The following is an 18,057-nucleotide window of genomic DNA, read 5'->3' as shown; positions in this document are numbered from 1 at the left end:
CTTTGACCCGTTTGGCGTTGTCCTCGATCAGGGCACGTCCTTGCTGGCATGCTGGCTATTGCCTCCCGCCGGAGGTGTTAGCCCCCAGGGGACGCTCTGGGGCGCCGGTGGGGTTTCCGGCGGGAAGGTAGAGGACCATGTCCGAGGAGTCTTTCGGGCAGGCCTTGCGGCGGCATCGTCGTGCGGCCGGCCTGTCTCAAGCCCAACTTGCCCAGGAACTTCACCTCGACCAGGGCAATCTCTCCCGGTACGAGAACGACCGGCAACGCCCCGAGCCTGCGACCGTGGACGCCTTAGACGCGCTCCTGTGCGCTGGCGGCGAGCTCCGCTCCCTAACCAGCGCCACCACCCCGCAACCCGCGACCAGGGGCATCCCGGCCGCCGGTGCGGTGCATCCGGGTGATGAGACCGATGCGATGGAGCTGGCCCGCAGGGTCGCGGCCTCCGACATCAGCACCGAGACGCTGGCCCAGCTCGAAATGGCCTTCGACGACCTGGCCACCGCCTACCCCGCGTCCAGCCCGCACGATCTCCTGCCCCGTCTGCGGGAGCACCTGGGCTACATCTCCCAGCTCATCGACGCACCCCGCAAAACCCTCGCCGCCCACCGCCACCTCCTAGTGCTCGGCGGCTGGTTCTCCCTGCTGGCCGCCACGGTGCACATCGATCTGAACCAGCACGCGCCGGCCACCGCCCGGCTGCGCACCGCCGCAGGGCTGGCCACCCACGCCGAGCAGGACGAGATCCGCGCCTGGTGCTACGAAACCGAGGCCTGGCGCACGCTGACCGGCGGCGACTACCGACGCGCCGCCGAGCTCTCCCGACACGCGCAGTCGATCGCCCCGTCCGGGAGCTCGGCGGAGATCCAGGCGACCGCCCAGGAAGGCCGCGCACGGGCACGGCTCGGTGACGCCGATGCCACCTACCGCACCGTTGAACGCGTCCACTCGCTCTCGGCGCACCTGCCGAAGCCGGTGCCGGCCGAACACCACTACCGCTACGACCCCGGCAAAGCCGCGGCCTACACCGCCACCACCCTGGCCTGGCTCGGCGATCCCGAAGGCGAACAACACGCCCGCCAGGTCATCGCCCGCTTCCGGCCCACCAACGACGTGCATCCCTGGCCCCGCCGCTACGCCACCGCCCACCTCGACCTGGCCCTGTGCGCCGCACGCAACGGCCGCCTCGACGAAGCGGCCGACGCAGCCCAGACAGCCATCGAATCCGGGCAGGTCGCCCCGTCCAACTGGTGGCGTGCCCGTGAAGTCGTCAACCACGTCACCGCAGGAAAGCTCCCAACCGCAGGCGAACTCCAGGACTCCTACCGGACCATGACCAGCCCCTAACCTGCCTGGTTATGCGCATCAGCCCGCCGTTGATGCGCATAACCCCGCATTTCCGATCACGGGCGGTTGCGTTCCGGCAGCGTCGGGTGCATGGATGCGGCACGACCAACGCCACCGCTCGACGCGGGCCTGTGGACCAGCCCTGACGGCTGCGTCCACATCCGCAACGCCGGCACCGGAAACACCTTCTGCGGCCAACCCGTCGGCAACTACGGCACCCAACCCACCCGTGCCTGTGACGACTGCGTCGCGGTGAGCCTGCGCGAGTACGCCCGCACCCATGCCTGCGACCTCATGTGCCGGAAGCGGGCCAAGTCATGAGCGCCCCAACGAAGACCGAGCAGCGCTACGCCCACGTGTGGACCGATCACCTCGGCGTCGTGCACGAACGCCTCCAAGACGACCACGGCCAGACCCTCTGCGGCCTCAACGCCGGCGAGAGCAACCGCCCGATCTCCGCCCGCGCCTGCCGCACCTGCATCACCCACCGACTTGCATCCGAGATCCCCTAGCCACCGAGCAAGGACAAGGCCGCGCCTCCCCAAAAGATCCGCGAGAGCCTGGCACCGCGCTCCGTAATCGCTGGGCTCCGATGCACAACCCAACTCGCCGATGACCGATTGAGACCATGAAAGGTAGCGTGAGCGCACACTTGGTCCATGTCTGCCCAGGTGATCGGAGAAGCGCTCACGTGGTTTCGTATGGCTGCGAAACAGCCCGGAAAGTACGCGGGAGACCTACAGGCGGGGTGCCGTGATCCGCTCGACATGCAGCGGCGAGGCAAACACAACCGTCGGGTGTTGCCGTTGGTTTGCACAACAGCCGTGACCTCCGCCAATCCACCCATCCACTGCCAGGCATGGGGCAGACCCATCTTGGCTCGCAGGGTAGGCAGAACATGAGCCAACCCCGAGGGACCGATGGCCTTTCCGAAGTGCGCTGCATCGCTGTCGCGCTGGGGCGTCGAACTGAGCTCGTGGCGGAATTCCAGTTCGATCAGCTGCTGAAAGAGAGTCCAGAGCGAAGCGAAGCTCTCAGCACCAAAGCCCGTGGTCACTTCACCTTGGGCCGCGAGATCCTTCGGCGACGCGTAGGGCACGTTCGCATAGCGGAGCAGGTGCCGAGCCGACCCGTGCAGAACCAGACGAACCTGCTCGTCAACCGGACTGTCACCGTCAGGATCACAGAACACCACCGCCTGGCCCGCCTGGCTGACAGTAGTGACGCCAAGCCGTGCCTCGAAGTGCAGCCAGTCACGCTGTTCTGAGGGGAGCTCAGGCCAACAAGCCACGTCACGCTCGCCCCAGATTGCGTCGATTTTCCGCTTCAGTCGGGCTCGATCGATAGTGGGGGTAGCAGGATCGGCTTCGGCTTCGATCGAGCCCTTAAACAGCCCCAGAGAAGCCGAAAGTGCCGCCTTGAACCGCATAGGCCGCCGCGCCGATCCAAGATCGTTTTTCGCAGCCCAGCGCCGAACGGACCAGCCGTGGACACGGGTTGCCCACCATCACCAACAACCAACTGAGCCCCAAACTGAGACCCAAAAAAGCCCCGCCGGGATCCGGAGGGGCTTTCTTGCAGCTCTGAGCGGTGGCCAGGGGCGGGGTCGAACCGCCGACCTTCCGCTTTTCAGGCGGACGCTCGTACCAACTGAGCTACCTGGCCGATAGCGTCCGGCGTGTTGCCGTTCGCCTTGGCGACCCAGACGGGACTCGAACCCGCGACCTCCGCCGTGACAGGGCGGCGCGCTAACCAACTGCGCCACTGGGCCATGCTTCAATCTTCAGTTGTTCGTACCCCCAACGGGATTCGAACCCGCGCTACCGCCTTGAAAGGGCGGCGTCCTAGGCCGCTAGACGATGGGGGCTTGACCGATCCGAAACCGGTCCGGCCTTCGCCTCCAACCGGCTTTCCCTTTCGGGGCGCCCCGTTGGCAGTGATGAAAGCTTACGACACACGCTTCCGGCCACCCAAACCGGGGGTCCCTTTAGCCGCGCGGCACCGTCGCGGACCGCCCCAGCGCTCCGCGCCCGAGGCCGATACTAGTCCCCTGACCTGCCGAATCGCCACCATCAGGAGAGGGCCCCCGCGAGCCGCTTGGAGGCGACCGGGGGGCTCCACCAGGCCCGGAAACGGTCAAAACGGATCGTGGTGGAGTTCTGTGATCCACGACTCATGATCATCCGACTGCGGCGGCGAGCCGGACGCCGTCGACCGCCAGGCCCGGGAGCAGGACGCGCCACGACTCCTCCAGGCGTGCCGCGAGGCGTCTCGGGTCGCCCGCCACGAGCAGGTTCGTGCCGACGACCACCGCGTAGCAGAGGCGGGCCGTCGCGGCCGGGTCCACGCCCGGACGCAGCAGGCCGTGGTCGGCGGCGCGGCGGATCAGGTCGTCGAACAGGAACTCCCAGCCGTCCGTGTCGGTGCCCACGTGGCCGCACGCCAGGGACAGGCCCGCGCGCAGCAGCACGTCCTCCTCCAGGCGGCGAGCCGTGTCGCAGGTGAGGCCGACCATCGTCGCCAGGGGGTCCTGCCCGCGCTCGTACCAGCGCCCGCTCAACTCGACGAGGTGCTCGCGGTAGCGCTCGACGAGCGCGTGGGCCACCTCCTGCTTGCCGCTGAAGTGGAAGTAGAACGCACCCTTGGTGGTTCCACAGCGGCGCAGGATCGCGCTGAGCCTGGCGGCCTCGTAACCGACCTCGTCGATCTCCTCCGCCGCGGCGACCATGATCGAGTGACGAGTGAGCTGCGCCCGGTGCTGCTGTGCCATTGATCGACTCCGACCCCCGGTGGCCATGCCTGACCGCCCATGCGGGCGACGCCACGCCCGAACGGTTGATCAATATGCCACCGGAAGTTACCCCGGATGCCCGACTTTCGCCCAGCGGAACACTGGTTGTCACACGTTCGTAGAACGCCTGCCGACGGTGAGTTCGGCAGCGAGCTCCGCGCGCCTCAGGTCCGGCCGGCACGCGGCCCAGCCCACGACGCGGTCCAGGTCAGCGCGCCACCGGTGGTTGCCCGTCCTCGTCCGGGACGAGGCCTAGCATGTCCAGCAGCAGACGGCAGTCCTCCGCGCTCTCGGCGCTGCGAGCGACCGCGATCCTGGCTCGGTGCACTTGCTCCTCCGAGATGCGCGAGGGCTCGCCGACGCGCTGCCCGGGCACGGCGGACTGCTGCCGCGACTGCCCGTCTTCCTGCTGCCACAAGAACTTTCGTACGTCCAGCGACCCGTACATGACGCCTCCCAGGCCCTCGGGTTCCGGCCGCAGGTTATCCACAGGTTGTCAACAGCCGCAGCCCCCCAGAGAGTGATTCGCCTTCAACTGAGAGTAATCGCGTGCGTGGCTCGATCCACTTCGGATATTGCCTGCGTCACATCGTGCGTCCATCCCGGACAACGAACCGGACGGCGCTCGCATTCCAGATCATTGCGATCTCACGGTCCGCAACGGGCGGGCGAGACCGCCGACCGGGGCAGGCGGACGGTGCCGGATGCACGAATCGTGGCCGCAACGCTCCCCGCGAGAGGGAGGCGCGTGCCACAATCGGCGGCGCTGACACACCCCCGGTCAGCACCTGTGGAGATCCCCTCCGGCCCCCGTGCTCCTCCCCCTGGCGCGGGGGCCTTCCACGTCAGAGCGGGTTTTCGCCACAACTCACCCGATCGGAACACTCGCTGGTGGCGGTCCCGCGCCGGAGAACCGCGAGCCGAACTCCAAGGTCGCCACGATAGGCAGGCCGCAATACAACCGTTATCGTGTCCGCGTGGCTCTAGGACGAACGAAGGCGAATCGGCAGCGCAAGCCCGCCGAAGAAGCCGAACCGGACCCCGAATTCGAGTCGTACCTGGCTGCGCTTGACCCGGAGGAAAACCCCGAAACCACCGGTTCAGGGCGTCGCTTCGGTGCCGCTCAGGTGTACCAGCTGCGGCTGCCGCTGCTGGCCAACGAGCGTCTCCGCGAGCTCGCCTTCAAGCAGGGAACATCCCCGGCCTCGCTCGCGCGGGACTGGGTGATGCAGCACCTCGAGATCGCCGAAGCGGAGCACGCGGCCCAGCCGCAGGCGCAGCAGCCGACGGCTCAGGCTCCCGCGTGGCCCGGTCAGGACGGCCCCCACCCCGACAACACCCCCGACCCGATGCAAGCACGACTCGCCGGCGGAATCCCCGACGTCGAGCAGACCGAGGAGATGACCGTCCCGGTCGACCGCTATCGACCCATGTGAGACGGCGAAAGAAGAGGTCGTGGCCGCGAAGCCCCCCGCTCGCGACCACGACCTCTCGCTTTTTGCTCAGGCCGGTAGGCCGAGCTCCCTGGCGATGAGCATGAGCTGCACCTCGCTGGTGCCCTCACCGATCTCCAGGATCTTGGAGTCGCGGTAGAAGCGACCCACTGGTGTCTCGTTCATGAAGCCGTAGCCGCCGAAGATCTGCGTGGCGTCGCGGGCGTTGTCCATCGCCGCGTTCGACGAGGCCAGCTTGGCGATCGCGGCCTCCTTCTTGTACGGCTCACCGCGGAGCATCCGCGAGGCCGCGTCGTAGTAGGCCAGCCGGGCCGTGTGGGCCCGAAGCTCCATCTGGGCGACCTTGAACTGCATCGCCTGGTACTCGCCGATCTTGTGCCCGAACGCTTCGCGTTCTCCCAGGTAGCGCAGGCACTCGTCGACGCAGCCCTGGGCCGTGCCGACGCCGAGCGCGGCGATCGCCACCCGGCCCTCGGTGAGCGTGGCCAGGAACTGGGCGTAACCCCGGCCGCGTTCGCCGACGAGGTTGGCCGCCGGGACCCGGCAGTCGTCGAAGGACAGGGCGTGGGTGTCGGAGGCGTTCCAGCCGACCTTCGAGTACTTCTTGGCGACCGTGAAGCCCGTCGTGCCCGAGGGCACCAGGATCGCCGAGATCTCCTTGCGGCCGTCCGGGCGCTCACCGGTGACCGCGGTGACCGTGACGAACCCGGTCATGTCGGTGCCGGAGTTGGTGATGAACGCCTTCGAACCGTTGATCACCCACTCGTCGCCGTCGAGCACCGCCGTCGTGCGGGTGGCACCCGCGTCGGAGCCGCCGTCGGGCTCGGTGAGGCCGAACGCCCCCAGCACCTCGCCCCGGGCGAGCTTGGGCAGCCAGGTCCGCTTCTGCTCGTCGGTGCCGAAGCGCAGCAGCGGCATGATGCCCAGCGACACCCCGGCTTCGAGGGTGATGGCCACCGACTGGTCGATGCGCCCGAGCTCCTCCAACGCCAGGCACAGGGCGAAGTAGTCGCCGCCCATGCCCTCGTGCTCCTCCGGGACCGGCAGGCCGAACAGGCCCATCTCGCCCATCTTGCGCACCAGCGGGTAGGCGAACTCCTCCCGCTCGTAGTAGTCGGCGATGACCGGGGCTACTTCCTTGCGCGCGAACTCCTGCACGCTCTCGCGCAGCGCTTCGTGCTCCTCGCTGAGCCGGTGGTCAACCATCGCGTCTTCCCTCCCCTTCGGCGGTGAGAACGGCCAGCGGCTGATCGAACCCGACCGACTGCCCCTTCCTCGCGTGAACCTCGGTGACGGTTCCGTCGATCGGGGCGGTGACGGTGTGCTCCATCTTCATCGCCTCGACGACGAACAGTCGTTGTCCGCTGCGCACCTGCTGGCCCTGGGTGACGTCGGTGACCAGCACCGTCCCCGGCATCGGGGCGGTGACGACGCCGTCGGAGCGGCCGGCGGCGTCGCCGCGTTCGGCCAGCAGCCGGTGCTCGGTGAGCGCCCAGGTGTGCCCGTCCGCGGACAGCCAGGTGGTGCCGTCGACGTGCGCGCACCGGTACCGGCGGGTCCGCCCCCGGTAGGTGACGGTGAGGACGTCGCCGTGGAGGTGGCCGGAGGCTTCGGTCGACGCCGTCGTGTCCCCGGTCTCGACCGCGACCTCCACGTGCTCCGGGGCGCCCCGGAGGTGGACCTCGAGGTCTCCGCTGAAGCGCCAGGTGCTCCACGCCGGGCGACCGAGGCGCCAACCGTTGGACGCGTTCCAGGGATCGGATCCGCTGCTCGGCTGGGCCGCGATGAGGCGTTCCAGCGCTGCGGCGATGTAGGCGTGCTCGGGTACCGCGCTCTCGGTCAGCGACTCCAGGTCGCGTTCGACCAGGCCCGTGTCGAGGTTCCCCGCGAGGACGTCGGCGTGCTGCAGCAAGGCGCGCAGGAAGGCGATGTTGCTGTTCAGGCCGAGGATCGTGGTGTCGACGAGGGCCTTGTCGAGGCGACGCAGCGCGTCGGCCCGGTCGGGCGCCCAGGCGATGACCTTGGCCAGCATCGGGTCGTAGTCGGAGCCGACGCTGCCGCCCGGGCGGATGCCGGAGTCGACGCGGATTCCCGGACCGGTGGGTTCGTGTACGGCGAGGAGCTCGCCGCCGGTGGGCAGGAAGCCGCGGGCCGGGTCCTCGGCGTAGACGCGGGCCTCGACGGCGTGACCGTCGAGCGTCAGGTCCTGCTGCTCCCAGGTCAGCGGCTGGCCCGAGGCGACCCGGACCTGCTGCTCGACGAGATCCACACCGCGCTCGCCGCGCACCGCCGTGACCAGCTCGGTCACCGGGTGCTCGACCTGGAGCCGGGTGTTCATCTCCATGAAGAAGAACTCGTCCGGGCGGTCGGCGGAGACGATGAACTCCACCGTGCCGGCACCGGTGTAGCCGACCGCGCGCGCGGCGTCGGCGGCCGAGGCCCCGATCCGGGCACGCGTCTGGGCGTCGAGCAGCGGCGACGGCGCCTCCTCGATGATCTTCTGGTGCCGCCGCTGCAGGCTGCACTCCCGCTCGCCGAGGTGCACCACGTTGCCGTGCGAGTCGGCGAGGACCTGGACCTCGATGTGCCGGGGCCGCGAGACGAACCGCTCGACGAACAGGGTGTCGTCGCCGAAGGACGAACCCGCCTCGCGGCGCGCGGAGGCGATCTGGTCGTCCAGCTCGGCTTCGGCGTGCACCAGCCGCATTCCCTTGCCGCCGCCGCCCGCGGAGGGCTTGAGCAGCACCGGGAACCCGACGTCCAGCGCGGCGCGGTGCAGGTCGGCGTCGGTCATGCCGGCGTCGCTGCGTCCCGGCACCACCGGAACCCCCGCCGCCGAGACGGTCTGCTTGGCGCGGATCTTGTCGCCCATCGACTCGATCGCGCTCGCGGGCGGGCCGATGAACACCACGCCCGCCTGCTCGCAGGCGCGGGCGAAGTCGGCGTTCTCGGCCAGGAACCCGTAACCGGGGTGGATCGCCTGCGCGCCGGTTTCCCGAGCAGCGTCGAGGATCCGCTTGCCGTTGAGGTAGCTCTCGGTCGCCAGCGCAGGTCCGATGTGGACCGACGTGTCGGCTTCGGCCACGTGGCGAGCATCGCGGTCGGCGTCGCTGAACACCGCGACCGAGCGGATGCCCAGTTCACGCAGGGTGCGGACGACCCGAACCGCGATCTCCCCGCGGTTGGCGACCAGCACGGTGTCGAACATGCTCATCCCTCACATCCGGAAAACGCCGTAGGAGATCGGTTCCAACGGCGCGTTGCCCGCCGCGGAGATGGCCAGACCCAGCACGTCCCGGGTCTGCTTCGGGTCGATCACGCCGTCGTCCCAGAGCCGAGCCGTCGCGTAGTAGGGGTGGCCCTGGTGCTCGTACTGGTCGCGGATCGGCTGCTTGAACGCCTCCTCGTCCTCGGCCGGCCACTGCTCGCCGCGCGCGTCGAGCTGGTCGCGCCGGACGGTGGCCAGCACTGATGCGGCCTGCTCACCGCCCATCACCGAGATCCGGGCGTTGGGCCACATCCACATGAAGCGCGGCGAGTACGCGCGGCCGCACATCGAGTAGTTGCCCGCGCCGAACGAGCCGCCGATGACCACGGTGAACTTCGGGACCCGGGCGCAGGCGACGGCGGTGACCATCTTCGCGCCGTGCTTGGCGATGCCGCCGGCCTCGTACTCCTTGCCGACCATGAAGCCGGAGATGTTCTGCAGGAACACCAGCGGGATCGAGCGCTTGTCGCACAGCTCGATGAAGTGCGCGCCCTTCTGGGCGGACTCGCTGAACAGGATCCCGTTGTTGGCGATGATGCCGACCGGCTGGCCGTGGATGCGGGCGAAACCGGTCACCAGGGTCTGGCCGTAGTCGTGCTTGAACTCGGCGAAGCGGCTGCCGTCGACGATCCGCGCGATCACTTCGCGCACGTCGTAGGGAGTGCGCGAGTCGGTGGGCACCGCGCCGTAGAGCTCGTCGGGGTCGACCGCGGGCTCCTCGCTCGGCGCGACCTCCCACGGGCGCGGCTCGCGCGGACCGAGCGTGCTCACGATGTTGCGGACGATGCGCAGCGCGTCGGCGTCGTCCGCGGCGAGGTGGTCGGTGACGCCGGAGGTGCGCGAGTGCAGCTCTCCGCCGCCCAGCTCCTCGGCCGTGACCTCGGCGCCGGTCGCGGCCTTCACCAGCGGCGGGCCGCCCAGGAAGATCGTGCCCTGCTCGCGGACGATCACGGCCTCGTCGCTCATCGCGGGCACGTAGGCGCCGCCCGCCGTGCAGGAGCCGAGGACGGCGGCGATCTGCGGGATGCCGCGGGCGGACATCGTGGCCTGGTTGTAGAAGATCCGGCCGAAGTGCTCGCGATCGGGGAACACGTCGTCCTGCCTGGGCAGGAACGCGCCGCCCGAGTCGACCAGGTACAGGCAGGGCAGGTTGTTGTGCAGCGCGACTTCCTGCGCGCGCAGGTGCTTCTTGACCGTCACCGGGTAGTAGGTGCCGCCCTTGACCGTCGCGTCGTTGGCCACCACCACGCACTCGCGACCGGACACCCGGCCGACTCCGGTGATGATCCCCGCCGACGGGGCCTCGTCCTCGTAGAGGCCGTGGGCGGCCATCGGCGAGAGCTCCAGGAACGGCGAACCGCGGTCGAGCAGCGCGTCCACCCGGTCCCGGGGCAGCAGCTTGCCGCGCTCGACGTGCCTGATGCGCGCCTTCTCCGGCCCGCCCAGACGGGCTCGGTCCAGCTGCGCGTTGAGGTCGTCGACGAGCTTGGCGTGCTGCTCGGCGTTGCGCGCGAACTCCGGCGAGTCCGGGTCCACCGACGTGCGCAGAGCGGGCGCATCCATGGGGCACACCTTCCGCTTGGCTCGGTTAGTCGTCGTTAACTTCCGGATCCATGTTAACGCCGGTTAACCGAGTCGTCTAGTATCGAGCAGCATGTCGACCGATGCGGCGAAACCGACCCGGCGCGAGCAGATCCTGACCGCGGCGGCGGAGAAGTTCGCGCGCGCCGGCTTCCACGGCGTCGGCATCGACGACATCGGAGCCGCCGTGGGCATCTCCGGACCCGCGCTGTACCGGCACTTCCGCAGCAAGGACGCGATGCTTGCGGAGCTGCTGACCGGCATCAGCGACCGGCTGCTGCTCGGCGGCAAGCACCGGGTCGACGCCGCGTCCGGCTCGCAGGACGCCCTGGACCGCCTGGTGCGCTGGCACGTGGAGTTCGCGCTGCACAACCCGGCGCTGATCACGGTGCACATGCGCGATCTGGACTCCCTCTCCGACCGCGACCACCGCCGGGTCCGGGAATCCCAGCGGCTCTACGTCGAAGTGTGGGTCTCGGTGCTGCGCGACGCCCGTCCGGAGCTGGACCGCCCCCGCGCCCGCGCGGCGGCGCACGCGGTGTTCGGCCTGATCAACTCGACGCCGTTCAGCGCGCACCTGGACACCTCGGCCATGGCGCGACTGCTCCGCGACATGGCGCACGGGGCCATCGCAGCGATCTGAACCGGGCTCCGGATCGCGGAACCGGGGTTCCACCTAGGCGTGATCAACACCCGGTGCCGTGCGCGGGACGAAGATTGCGAGAGCGGATTCGCGGGTAAGAGCGGAGCATCGGACGTGAGAGGTCGCTCCCGCGAAGGCCGGAGGCTGGCATGGCCACCACCCAGATCCAACCGACGGCGGTGCCCACCCGGACCGCGGCCGGCAGGCGCCCGCGCAAGGGCGCGCGGTTGGTGCCCTGGCTGCGGACCACCGATCCCAAGGACATCGGGATCCTGTACCTGATCACCTCGTTCGCCTTCTTCATCACCGGCGGGGCGATGGCGCTGCTGATCCGCGGCGAGCTGGCCGTCCCCGGCCTGCAGTTCTTGTCCCAGGAGCAGTACAACCAGCTGTTCACCATGCACGGCACGATCATGCTGCTGCTGTTCGCCACTCCGATCGTGTTCGGCTTCGCCAACGTGATCCTCCCGCTGCAGATCGGCGCGCCGGACGTGGCGTTCCCGCGGCTGAACGCCTTCTCCTACTGGCTGTTCCTGTTCGGCGGCTTGATCGTGATCAGCGGCCTGCTGATGCCCGGCGGCGCGGCCGACTTCGGCTGGACGGCCTACGTGCCGCTGTCGCGCAGCGAGTTCAGCGCCGGCCCCGGCGGCGACCTGTGGGCCGCCGGGCTGATCGTCAGCGGTCTGGGCACGATCCTGGGCGCGGTCAACATGATCACGACCGTGGTGTGCCTGCGCTGCCCGGGGATGACGATGTGGCGGATGCCGATCTTCACCTGGAACATCCTGGCCACCAGCATCCTGGTGCTCATGGCGTTCCCGATCCTGACGGCCGCGCTGTTCGGGCTGCTGGTCGACCGCCACCTCGGCGGGCACGTCTTCGACCCGGCCCACGGCGGAGCGATCCTCTACCAGCACCTCTTCTGGTTCTTCGGGCATCCCGAGGTCTACATCGTGGCGCTGCCGTTCTTCGGGATCGTCACCGAGATCCTGCCGGTGTTCAGCCGGAAACCGCTGTTCGGCTACACCGGGCTCGTGCTGGCCACCATGGTGATCATGGGGTTGTCCGCGATCGTGTGGGCGCACCACATGTTCGCCACCGGCGCCGTGCTGCTGCCGTTCTTCTCGTTCGCGACGTTCCTGATCGCGGTGCCGACGGGAATCAAGTTCTTCAACTGGATCGGGACGATGTGGAACGGGCAGGTGACGTTCGAGTCCCCGATGCTGTTCTCGGTCGGGTTCATGGTGACGTTCCTGCTCGGCGGCCTGACCGGGGTCCTGCTCGCCTCACCGCCGCTGGACTTCCACATCACCGACACCTACTTCGTCGTAGCGCACTTCCACTACGTGCTGTTCGGCACGATCGTGTTCGCGGTGTTCGCCGGGGTCTACTTCTGGTTCCCGAAGATGACCGGCCGGATGCTCGACGATCGGCTGGGCAAGCTGCACTTCTGGCTGACGTTCGTGGGTTTCCACCTGACGTTCCTGGTGCAGCACTGGCTCGGCGACGAGGGGATGCCGCGCCGCTACGCCGACTACCTGGTCACCGACGGTTTCACGGCGCTGAACACCGTCTCGACCATCGGCGCGTTCGTGCTCGGCGCCTCGATGCTGCCGTTCCTCTACAACGTGCTCACCAGCTACCGCTTCGGCACGCCGGTCGACGTGGACGACCCGTGGGGCCACGGCAACTCCCTGGAGTGGGCGACGTCCTGCCCGCCTCCCCGGCACAACTTCACCGCGCTGCCGCGCATCCGGTCGATCCGCCCGGCCTTCGAGCTGCACTACCCGCACATGGCCGATCGCCTGGCGGCCGAGGCGCACGTCTCGCTGCGCGGCGGTCCTGGGCCGAACGGGCGATGACCTCCGTGGCGCGGTTCATAGTCGGACGAGGAAGAACGCAGGCCTGCGTACTGTTGAACGTGTGCGGAGCGCCATCGTCGGCGCAGAGCTGAATCGTTTCCGTCGACGCGCACGCACCGAGGCGATGACCGCCTGACAACGCCCGTGCAGTGCAGCGCGCGCGGAACAGACCACCACCTTCTTCACCACACGGGGGACTTCCTTGCCCATTGCCCTGTTGGCCCTGGCCATCGCCGCATTCGGGATCGGAACGACCGAGTTCGTGATGATGGGGCTGCTGCCTGAAGTGGCCACCGACCTGCAGGTGTCGATCCCCGACGCCGGCGGTTACATCTCGCTGTACGCACTCGGCGTCGTCATCGGCGCGCCCGCGCTCACCATGATCGGCCTGCGCTCCCGCCGCAAGACGATGCTGCTGAACATGCTGGTGCTGTTCACGGCCGGGAACCTGTTCTCCGCGTTCGCGACGAACCACGAGACGCTGCTGGTCGCCCGGTTCATCTCCGGGTTGCCGCACGGCGCGTTCTTCGGCGTCGGCGCGGTCGTGGCCGCCGGCCTGGTCGCCGCCGACCGTCGCGGGCAGGCGATCTCGATGATGTTCATCGGTCTCACCGTCGCCAACATCGTCGGCGTGCCGATCGGCACCCTGCTCGGGCACGCCCTCGGGTGGCGCTGGGCGTTCGGCCTGGTCGCCGTGATCGGCGTGATCGCGCTGGCCGCCGTGGCGGTGCTGGTGCCCAAGCAGCCCAAGCCCACCGAGGTCAGCCTGCGCGGTGAGCTGCAAGCGTTCCGCCGCCCGCAGGTGTGGCTCGCCTTCGCCGTCGTCGTGTTCGGCTTCGCCGCCATCTTCTCCTTCTACAGCTACATCAAGCCCGTGCTCACCGACGTGTCCGGCTTCAGCGCCACCGCCGTCACCCCGCTGCTGGCCGTGTTCGGCGTCGGCATGACCGTCGGCACCGCGGTGGGCGGCCGGCTCGCCGACCGCTCGCCGCTGAAGACGCTGTGCGCGGGCATCTCCGCGCTGGCGGTGTCGCTGGTGGTGTTCGCGCTGACCGCGCAGAACCCGATCATGGCTCCGATCATGGTCTTCCTGATCGGCGCGACCGGTTTCACCGCGATCCCGAGCATCCAGGCCAGGATCCTCGACGAGGCCAAGGAGGCCCCGGCGCTGGGTTCGGCGAGCATCCAGTCCACCTTCAACATCGCCAACTCGCTGGGCGCCTACCTGGGCGGCGTGGTGATCGCCGCCGGGTTCGGGCTGGTCTCGCCGAGCTGGATCGGCGCGCTGCTGGCGCTGGTCGGACTGGGCTTCGCGGTGCTGTCGGGCCGGCTGGACAGCCGCCCGAAGCGGGGTGGCGTCGTGGCCTCGCACCAGGCATCGCCCGCGACCGAATCCGAGCTCACCGCCTGATCTGCGGTTGCTCAGCTCACAAGAGTGCTCTGGAATGCAAGGGGCCCTGAATCGGTTCCAGACGACCGGGGCCCCTTGGCCAGACCAATCCCGAATTCGGTGGAGGAAACACGCACATGACTCAGGTTCCGAACGTCACGCTGAACACCGGTGCTTCCATGCCTCAGCTGGGTTACGGCGTCTTCCTGGTTCCGGCCGACGAGGTCATCGCCCCGGTCCGCGCAGCGATCGACGCCGGGTACCGCAGCATCGACACCGCGAAGGTGTACGGCAACGAGGAAGGCGTGGGCAAGGCCATCGCCGACTCGGGCGTCAAGCGTGAGGACCTCTTCGTCACCACCAAGCTGTGGAACGACGACCAGGGCTACGACAGCACGCTCCAGGCGTTCGACGACAGCCTGTCCCGATTGGGCCTCGACTACGTGGACCTCTACCTGATCCACTGGCCGGTTCCGAGCCAGGACGCCTACGTCGACACCTGGAAGGCGTTCGAGAAGATCTACAACAGCGGCCGCGCCAAGGCCATCGGCGTGTCGAACTTCCAGATCCCGCACCTGCAGCGCCTCTTCGACGAGACCAGCATCGTGCCCGCGCTCAACCAGATCGAGCTGCACCCGAACCTGCCGCAGGCCGAGCTGCGCGCCTTCCACGCCGAGCACGGCATCGCCACCGAGGCGTGGAGCCCGCTGGGCCGCAACAACGGTCTGCTGGACAGCGCCACGGTCGCCAACCTGGCGGAGAAGTACGGCAAGACCCCGGCTCAGATCGTGCTGCGCTGGCACATCGAGCTGGGCAACGTGACCATCCCGAAGTCGGTCACGCCCTCGCGCATCAAGGAGAACATCGAGGTCTTCGACTTCGAGCTCGCCCAGGACGACGTCAAGGCCATCACCGCCCTGGAGACCGGCGTCCGCGTCGGCCCGAACCCGGACGAGATGTGAGCCTTCGCCCTCGCTGAGAAGACCCCCGACCGCCACTGGTGGTCGGGGGTCTTTCGTCTTCGCGGGTCAGGCGACGCGGAGGCGGGGTTTCGGGGACAGGGAGCGCAGGACGTTGCTTCCGGAGCGCAGCGAGACGACCTGGCTGTGGGTGGCCAGCCAGCGCGGGAAGCGGGCGAGGCGCTGGATCGGGGTCCGCCGCTGCGCCGAGGTCAGCGCCGCCGTGCGGGAGACCTTGAGGACCCGCGGGCGGCGTTCGAACTCGTAGGCGCGCAGCCGCTCGGCCGGGGAGCCCTCGGCGTCGGCCATGTACTGGGTGAGCAGCCAGGCGTCTTCGAGCGTCTGGTTGGCCGCCTGGGCGACCGCGGGCGGCATCGCGTGCACGGCGTCGCCGAGCAGGGTGCTGCGCGGCCCGCCCCAGATGTGCGGGACCTTGTGCCGGATGTGCGGGAAGAAGCCCAGGTCGTCGTCGGTGACGGAGGCCAGCAGCGCCTCGACCGGACCCGGCCAGCCGCGGAACATCTCGCGCAGCTCGGCGACCGTGTGGACCCGGTCGCCCTCCTTCCACGGCATGTCGAACCACCAGTGCAGCAGCCCGTCGCCGGTGGGGATGAGCCCGCAGTGCGCGTTGCGCCCGGCGATGTTGAGCGTCTGCCTTCCCGTGGCGACCGGCAGATCGCTGCGGGTCAGCCCCTGCCAGCTGGCCCAGCCGGTGGGCTTGGCGGGATCACCGCCGAGGACCTGCTGGCGCACCACCGAGCGCTGCCCGTCGGCGCCGATGAGCACGTCACCGACCGCGCTGGAGCCGTCGGCGAAATCGACCCGCACGTGATCGGGTTGCTCGCTGACCGAGACGCAGCGTCGGCCGAACTGCAGCGCGCCCGCAGGCAGCGCGGAGGCCATCTCCGCGATCAGCTCGCGGCGCGGGATCTGCACGGTCGGCGACCCGAGCCGCTCGGTGACCTCGTCCAGATCGGCTTCCCAGAGCAACCGGCCGGATTCGGTGAGTGACCGGAGGCTGTCGAGCTGATGCCCCCGGCCGGTGATGTCCACCCCCAGCTCGCGCAGCGCCGCGGTGCCGTTGCTCCACACCGTGATGCCCGCGCCAGACGTCCTCAAGGCGTCGTGGTGCTCGTAAACTTGCACGTCATGGCCTTTGCCGAGCAATCCGTTGGCGATTGCGAGTCCCCCGACTCCGGCTCCGATCACGAGAACTCGCATCGTCTCCATCCGTCATCCCCGACGTAGCTGCCCCGACAATTTTATCCACTCGACCGTATGTACCGAATTGTCCTTGGTCACACGCCGTGAACGACCTTGCCGCACCCGATCGGGACAGGTTTTCGGAAAATGAGAACTCGCCTAGGCACCGGGGTACCCGAGAACTATGTTGCCTGCCATGAGCCCACGTGTTGCACCACCGTTCCGGGCCGACCACGTCGGCAGCCTCCTCCGCCCCGAGCGCCTGCTGGAAGCCCGAGACTCGCACGCGGCCGGCCGAATCGACGACGCCGAGCTGCGCGGGATCGAGGACGAGGCGATCACCCAGGTCGTCAAGATGCAGGAGGACATCGGCCTGCAGAGCGCCACCGACGGCGAGTTCCGCCGCAGCTCATGGCACATGGACTTCCTGTACCAGCTGGACGGCGTCGAGCGCGTCGACGACAACAGCCTCAAGGTCCAGTTCCACAACTCCCAGGGTGACATCGAGTTCATCACCCCCGACCTGAAGGTCACCGACAAGATCAAGCTCTCGGGCACGATCTTCGCCGACGCCTTCACGTTCCTGGCCTCGAAGACCACCAGGAACACGCCGAAGCTGACCATCCCGTCACCGGGCATGCTCACCTACCGGGGCGGCCCCGCGGCCGTCGACTCCAGCGTCTACCCGGACATGGCCGAGTTCCGCGCCGACCTGGCCGCCGCCTACCGGGCTGAGGTGCGCGCGCTGGCCGACCTGGGCTGCCACTACCTGCAGCTCGACGACACCAGCCTTGCCTACCTCAACGACCCGAAGCAGCGCGAGATGCTCAACGCCCGGGGTGAGGACGGCGAGAACGCGCACGTCAAGGACATCGAGCTGATCAACGAGTCGCTGCGCGGCCGCCCGGACACGCTGACGGTGACCACTCACATGTGCCGGGGCAACTTCCGGTCGTCGTGGGTCGCCGAGGGCGGCTACGACTTCGTCGCCGAGGCGCTGTTCGGCCGGTTGGAGGTCGACGGCTTCTTCATGGAGTTCGACGACGAGCGCTCGGGCACCTTCGCCCCGCTGCGGTACGTCCCCAAGGGCAAGCACGTGGTGCTGGGCCTGGTGACGACCAAGCGCGGTGAGCTGGAGTCCAAGGACGACCTCAAGCGCCGCATCGACGAGGCCGCCAAGTACGTCGACCTCGACCAGCTGTGCCTGTCGCCGCAGTGCGGATTCGCCTCGACCAAGGACGGCAACGCCCTGACCTACGAGGAAGAAGTCGCCAAGCTCCGCCTGGTCGTGGAAACGGCGCAGGAGGTCTGGGGCTGATCGTTCGCGGGCGGTTGCGGAGTCCTCGTCTTCCCGACCAGAGCAACTCGCACCGCCGCAGGTTCTGAGCGGCTTCGTGGTGAGGACGGCCGTCGCGTCGTGCATCGGACATGCACGAGCGACGGCAGCCGCAGTCCATGGAGCCGCTCAGGTTCCGCTACCGGCACCGCTGAGCACGGCGACCACCGCCAGACGGATCTCAGGCCGCTTCTTCGAGGAAGCGCCCTGCTACCAGGCCCGGT

At 68.8% G+C, this 18,057-nt stretch carries 16 protein-coding genes and 3 tRNA genes; 9 read left to right on the top strand and 10 right to left on the bottom strand.

From position 1 onward, the window contains the following. Nucleotides 1-137 precede the first annotated feature (137 nt). The 3 genes from E1202_RS01935 to E1202_RS01925 all read left to right on the top strand — a co-directional run bounded on the left by E1202_RS01935 (nucleotide 138) and on the right by E1202_RS01925 (nucleotide 1,858). Nucleotides 138-1,346: a helix-turn-helix domain-containing protein gene (locus E1202_RS01935; protein ID WP_132680518.1), complete on the top strand. Its 1,209-nt coding sequence runs from the start codon at nucleotides 138-140 to the stop codon at nucleotides 1,344-1,346. 90 nt (nucleotides 1,347-1,436) lie between these two features. Then, nucleotides 1,437-1,667 carry a hypothetical protein gene (locus tag E1202_RS01930; RefSeq protein WP_132680517.1) on the top strand — a complete coding sequence of 77 codons (231 nt, stop codon included), beginning with the start codon at nucleotides 1,437-1,439 and terminating at the stop codon, nucleotides 1,665-1,667. After that, nucleotides 1,664-1,858, top strand: a complete 195-nt coding sequence (locus tag E1202_RS01925; protein ID WP_132680516.1) for a hypothetical protein — start codon at nucleotides 1,664-1,666, stop codon at nucleotides 1,856-1,858. Before E1202_RS01930 ends, E1202_RS01925 begins: the two co-directional genes overlap by 4 nt. On the opposite strand, the gene E1202_RS32890 is transcribed toward E1202_RS01925, so the two are convergent. The 6 genes from E1202_RS32890 to E1202_RS01895 all read right to left on the bottom strand — a co-directional run bounded on the left by E1202_RS32890 (nucleotide 1,855) and on the right by E1202_RS01895 (nucleotide 4,585). Further along, nucleotides 1,855-2,775: an SAVMC3_10250 family protein gene (locus E1202_RS32890; RefSeq protein ID WP_408006068.1), complete on the bottom strand. Its 921-nt coding sequence runs from the start codon at nucleotides 2,773-2,775 to the stop codon at nucleotides 1,855-1,857. The genes E1202_RS01925 and E1202_RS32890 overlap by 4 nt on opposite strands. A gap of 162 nt (nucleotides 2,776-2,937) precedes the next feature. Next, nucleotides 2,938-3,011 (bottom strand) — tRNA-Phe (locus E1202_RS01915). A 29-nt stretch (nucleotides 3,012-3,040) separates the two neighbouring features. Further along, nucleotides 3,041-3,117 (bottom strand) — tRNA-Asp (locus E1202_RS01910). A 23-nt stretch (nucleotides 3,118-3,140) separates the two neighbouring features. Next, nucleotides 3,141-3,213 (bottom strand) — tRNA-Glu (locus tag E1202_RS01905). Nucleotides 3,214-3,525: 312 nt separating this feature from the next. Continuing rightward, nucleotides 3,526-4,116, bottom strand: a complete 591-nt coding sequence (locus E1202_RS01900; protein ID WP_132680514.1) for a ScbR family autoregulator-binding transcription factor — start codon at nucleotides 4,114-4,116, stop codon at nucleotides 3,526-3,528. Nucleotides 4,117-4,345: 229 nt separating this feature from the next. Next, nucleotides 4,346-4,585: a hypothetical protein gene (locus E1202_RS01895; RefSeq protein ID WP_132680513.1), complete on the bottom strand. Its 240-nt coding sequence runs from the start codon at nucleotides 4,583-4,585 to the stop codon at nucleotides 4,346-4,348. Nucleotides 4,586-5,114: 529 nt separating this feature from the next. On the opposite strand from E1202_RS01895, the gene E1202_RS01885 reads away from it, so the two are divergent. Further along, a complete protein-coding gene (locus tag E1202_RS01885) occupies nucleotides 5,115-5,573 on the top strand; it encodes a hypothetical protein (RefSeq protein ID WP_132680511.1) in 459 nt (152 codons plus the stop codon). Between the two features lie 66 nt (nucleotides 5,574-5,639). Here E1202_RS01885 and E1202_RS01880 read toward each other — a convergent pair whose 3' ends face one another. From E1202_RS01880 to E1202_RS01870, 3 genes are read right to left on the bottom strand one after another with little or no spacing between them, the layout of a single operon-like run. Then, the gene (locus E1202_RS01880) at nucleotides 5,640-6,797 is read right to left on the bottom strand and encodes an acyl-CoA dehydrogenase family protein (RefSeq protein WP_132680510.1); all 1,158 of its coding nucleotides are present in this window, start codon (nucleotides 6,795-6,797) and stop codon (nucleotides 5,640-5,642) included. Beyond that, on the bottom strand, nucleotides 6,790-8,799 hold the full coding sequence (locus E1202_RS01875) for an ATP-binding protein (RefSeq protein WP_165943710.1): 2,010 nt from the start codon (nucleotides 8,797-8,799) through the stop codon (nucleotides 6,790-6,792). Before E1202_RS01875 ends, E1202_RS01880 begins: the two co-directional genes overlap by 8 nt. Before the next feature lie 9 nt (nucleotides 8,800-8,808). Beyond that, complete coding sequence (locus tag E1202_RS01870; protein ID WP_132680508.1) at nucleotides 8,809-10,422, bottom strand: carboxyl transferase domain-containing protein; 1,614 nt, start codon at nucleotides 10,420-10,422, stop codon at nucleotides 8,809-8,811. Nucleotides 10,423-10,513: 91 nt separating this feature from the next. On the opposite strand from E1202_RS01870, the gene E1202_RS01865 reads away from it, so the two are divergent. The 4 genes from E1202_RS01865 (at nucleotide 10,514) to E1202_RS01850 (ending at nucleotide 15,297) form a co-directional block, all read left to right on the top strand. Further along, nucleotides 10,514-11,083 (top strand): SACE_7040 family transcriptional regulator, encoded by a 570-nt coding sequence (locus tag E1202_RS01865; protein ID WP_132680507.1) that lies wholly within the window; start codon nucleotides 10,514-10,516, stop codon nucleotides 11,081-11,083. A 149-nt stretch (nucleotides 11,084-11,232) separates the two neighbouring features. Beyond that, a complete protein-coding gene (ctaD, locus tag E1202_RS01860) occupies nucleotides 11,233-12,945 on the top strand; it encodes an aa3-type cytochrome oxidase subunit I (RefSeq protein ID WP_132680506.1) in 1,713 nt (570 codons plus the stop codon). Nucleotides 12,946-13,147: 202 nt separating this feature from the next. Further along, on the top strand, nucleotides 13,148-14,356 hold the full coding sequence (locus tag E1202_RS01855; protein ID WP_132680505.1) for an MFS transporter: 1,209 nt from the start codon (nucleotides 13,148-13,150) through the stop codon (nucleotides 14,354-14,356). Nucleotides 14,357-14,472: 116 nt separating this feature from the next. Then, nucleotides 14,473-15,297 (top strand): aldo/keto reductase, encoded by an 825-nt coding sequence (locus tag E1202_RS01850; protein WP_132680504.1) that lies wholly within the window; start codon nucleotides 14,473-14,475, stop codon nucleotides 15,295-15,297. 66 nt (nucleotides 15,298-15,363) lie between these two features. On the opposite strand, the gene E1202_RS01845 is transcribed toward E1202_RS01850, so the two are convergent. Beyond that, nucleotides 15,364-16,515 carry an FAD-dependent monooxygenase gene (locus E1202_RS01845; RefSeq protein WP_235877554.1) on the bottom strand — a complete coding sequence of 384 codons (1,152 nt, stop codon included), beginning with the start codon at nucleotides 16,513-16,515 and terminating at the stop codon, nucleotides 15,364-15,366. 178 nt (nucleotides 16,516-16,693) lie between these two features. On the opposite strand from E1202_RS01845, the gene E1202_RS01840 reads away from it, so the two are divergent. Continuing rightward, the gene (locus E1202_RS01840; RefSeq protein WP_132680502.1) at nucleotides 16,694-17,815 is read left to right on the top strand and encodes a 5-methyltetrahydropteroyltriglutamate--homocysteine S-methyltransferase; all 1,122 of its coding nucleotides are present in this window, start codon (nucleotides 16,694-16,696) and stop codon (nucleotides 17,813-17,815) included. The last annotated feature ends 242 nt before the right edge of the window (nucleotides 17,816-18,057 follow it).

This window comes from Saccharopolyspora karakumensis, assembly GCF_004349225.1.
Classification (GTDB): domain Bacteria; phylum Actinomycetota; class Actinomycetes; order Mycobacteriales; family Pseudonocardiaceae; genus Saccharopolyspora; species Saccharopolyspora endophytica.
Note: the sequence above shows the minus strand (reverse complement) of the source record. Positions and strands in the feature narration are given on the sequence as shown.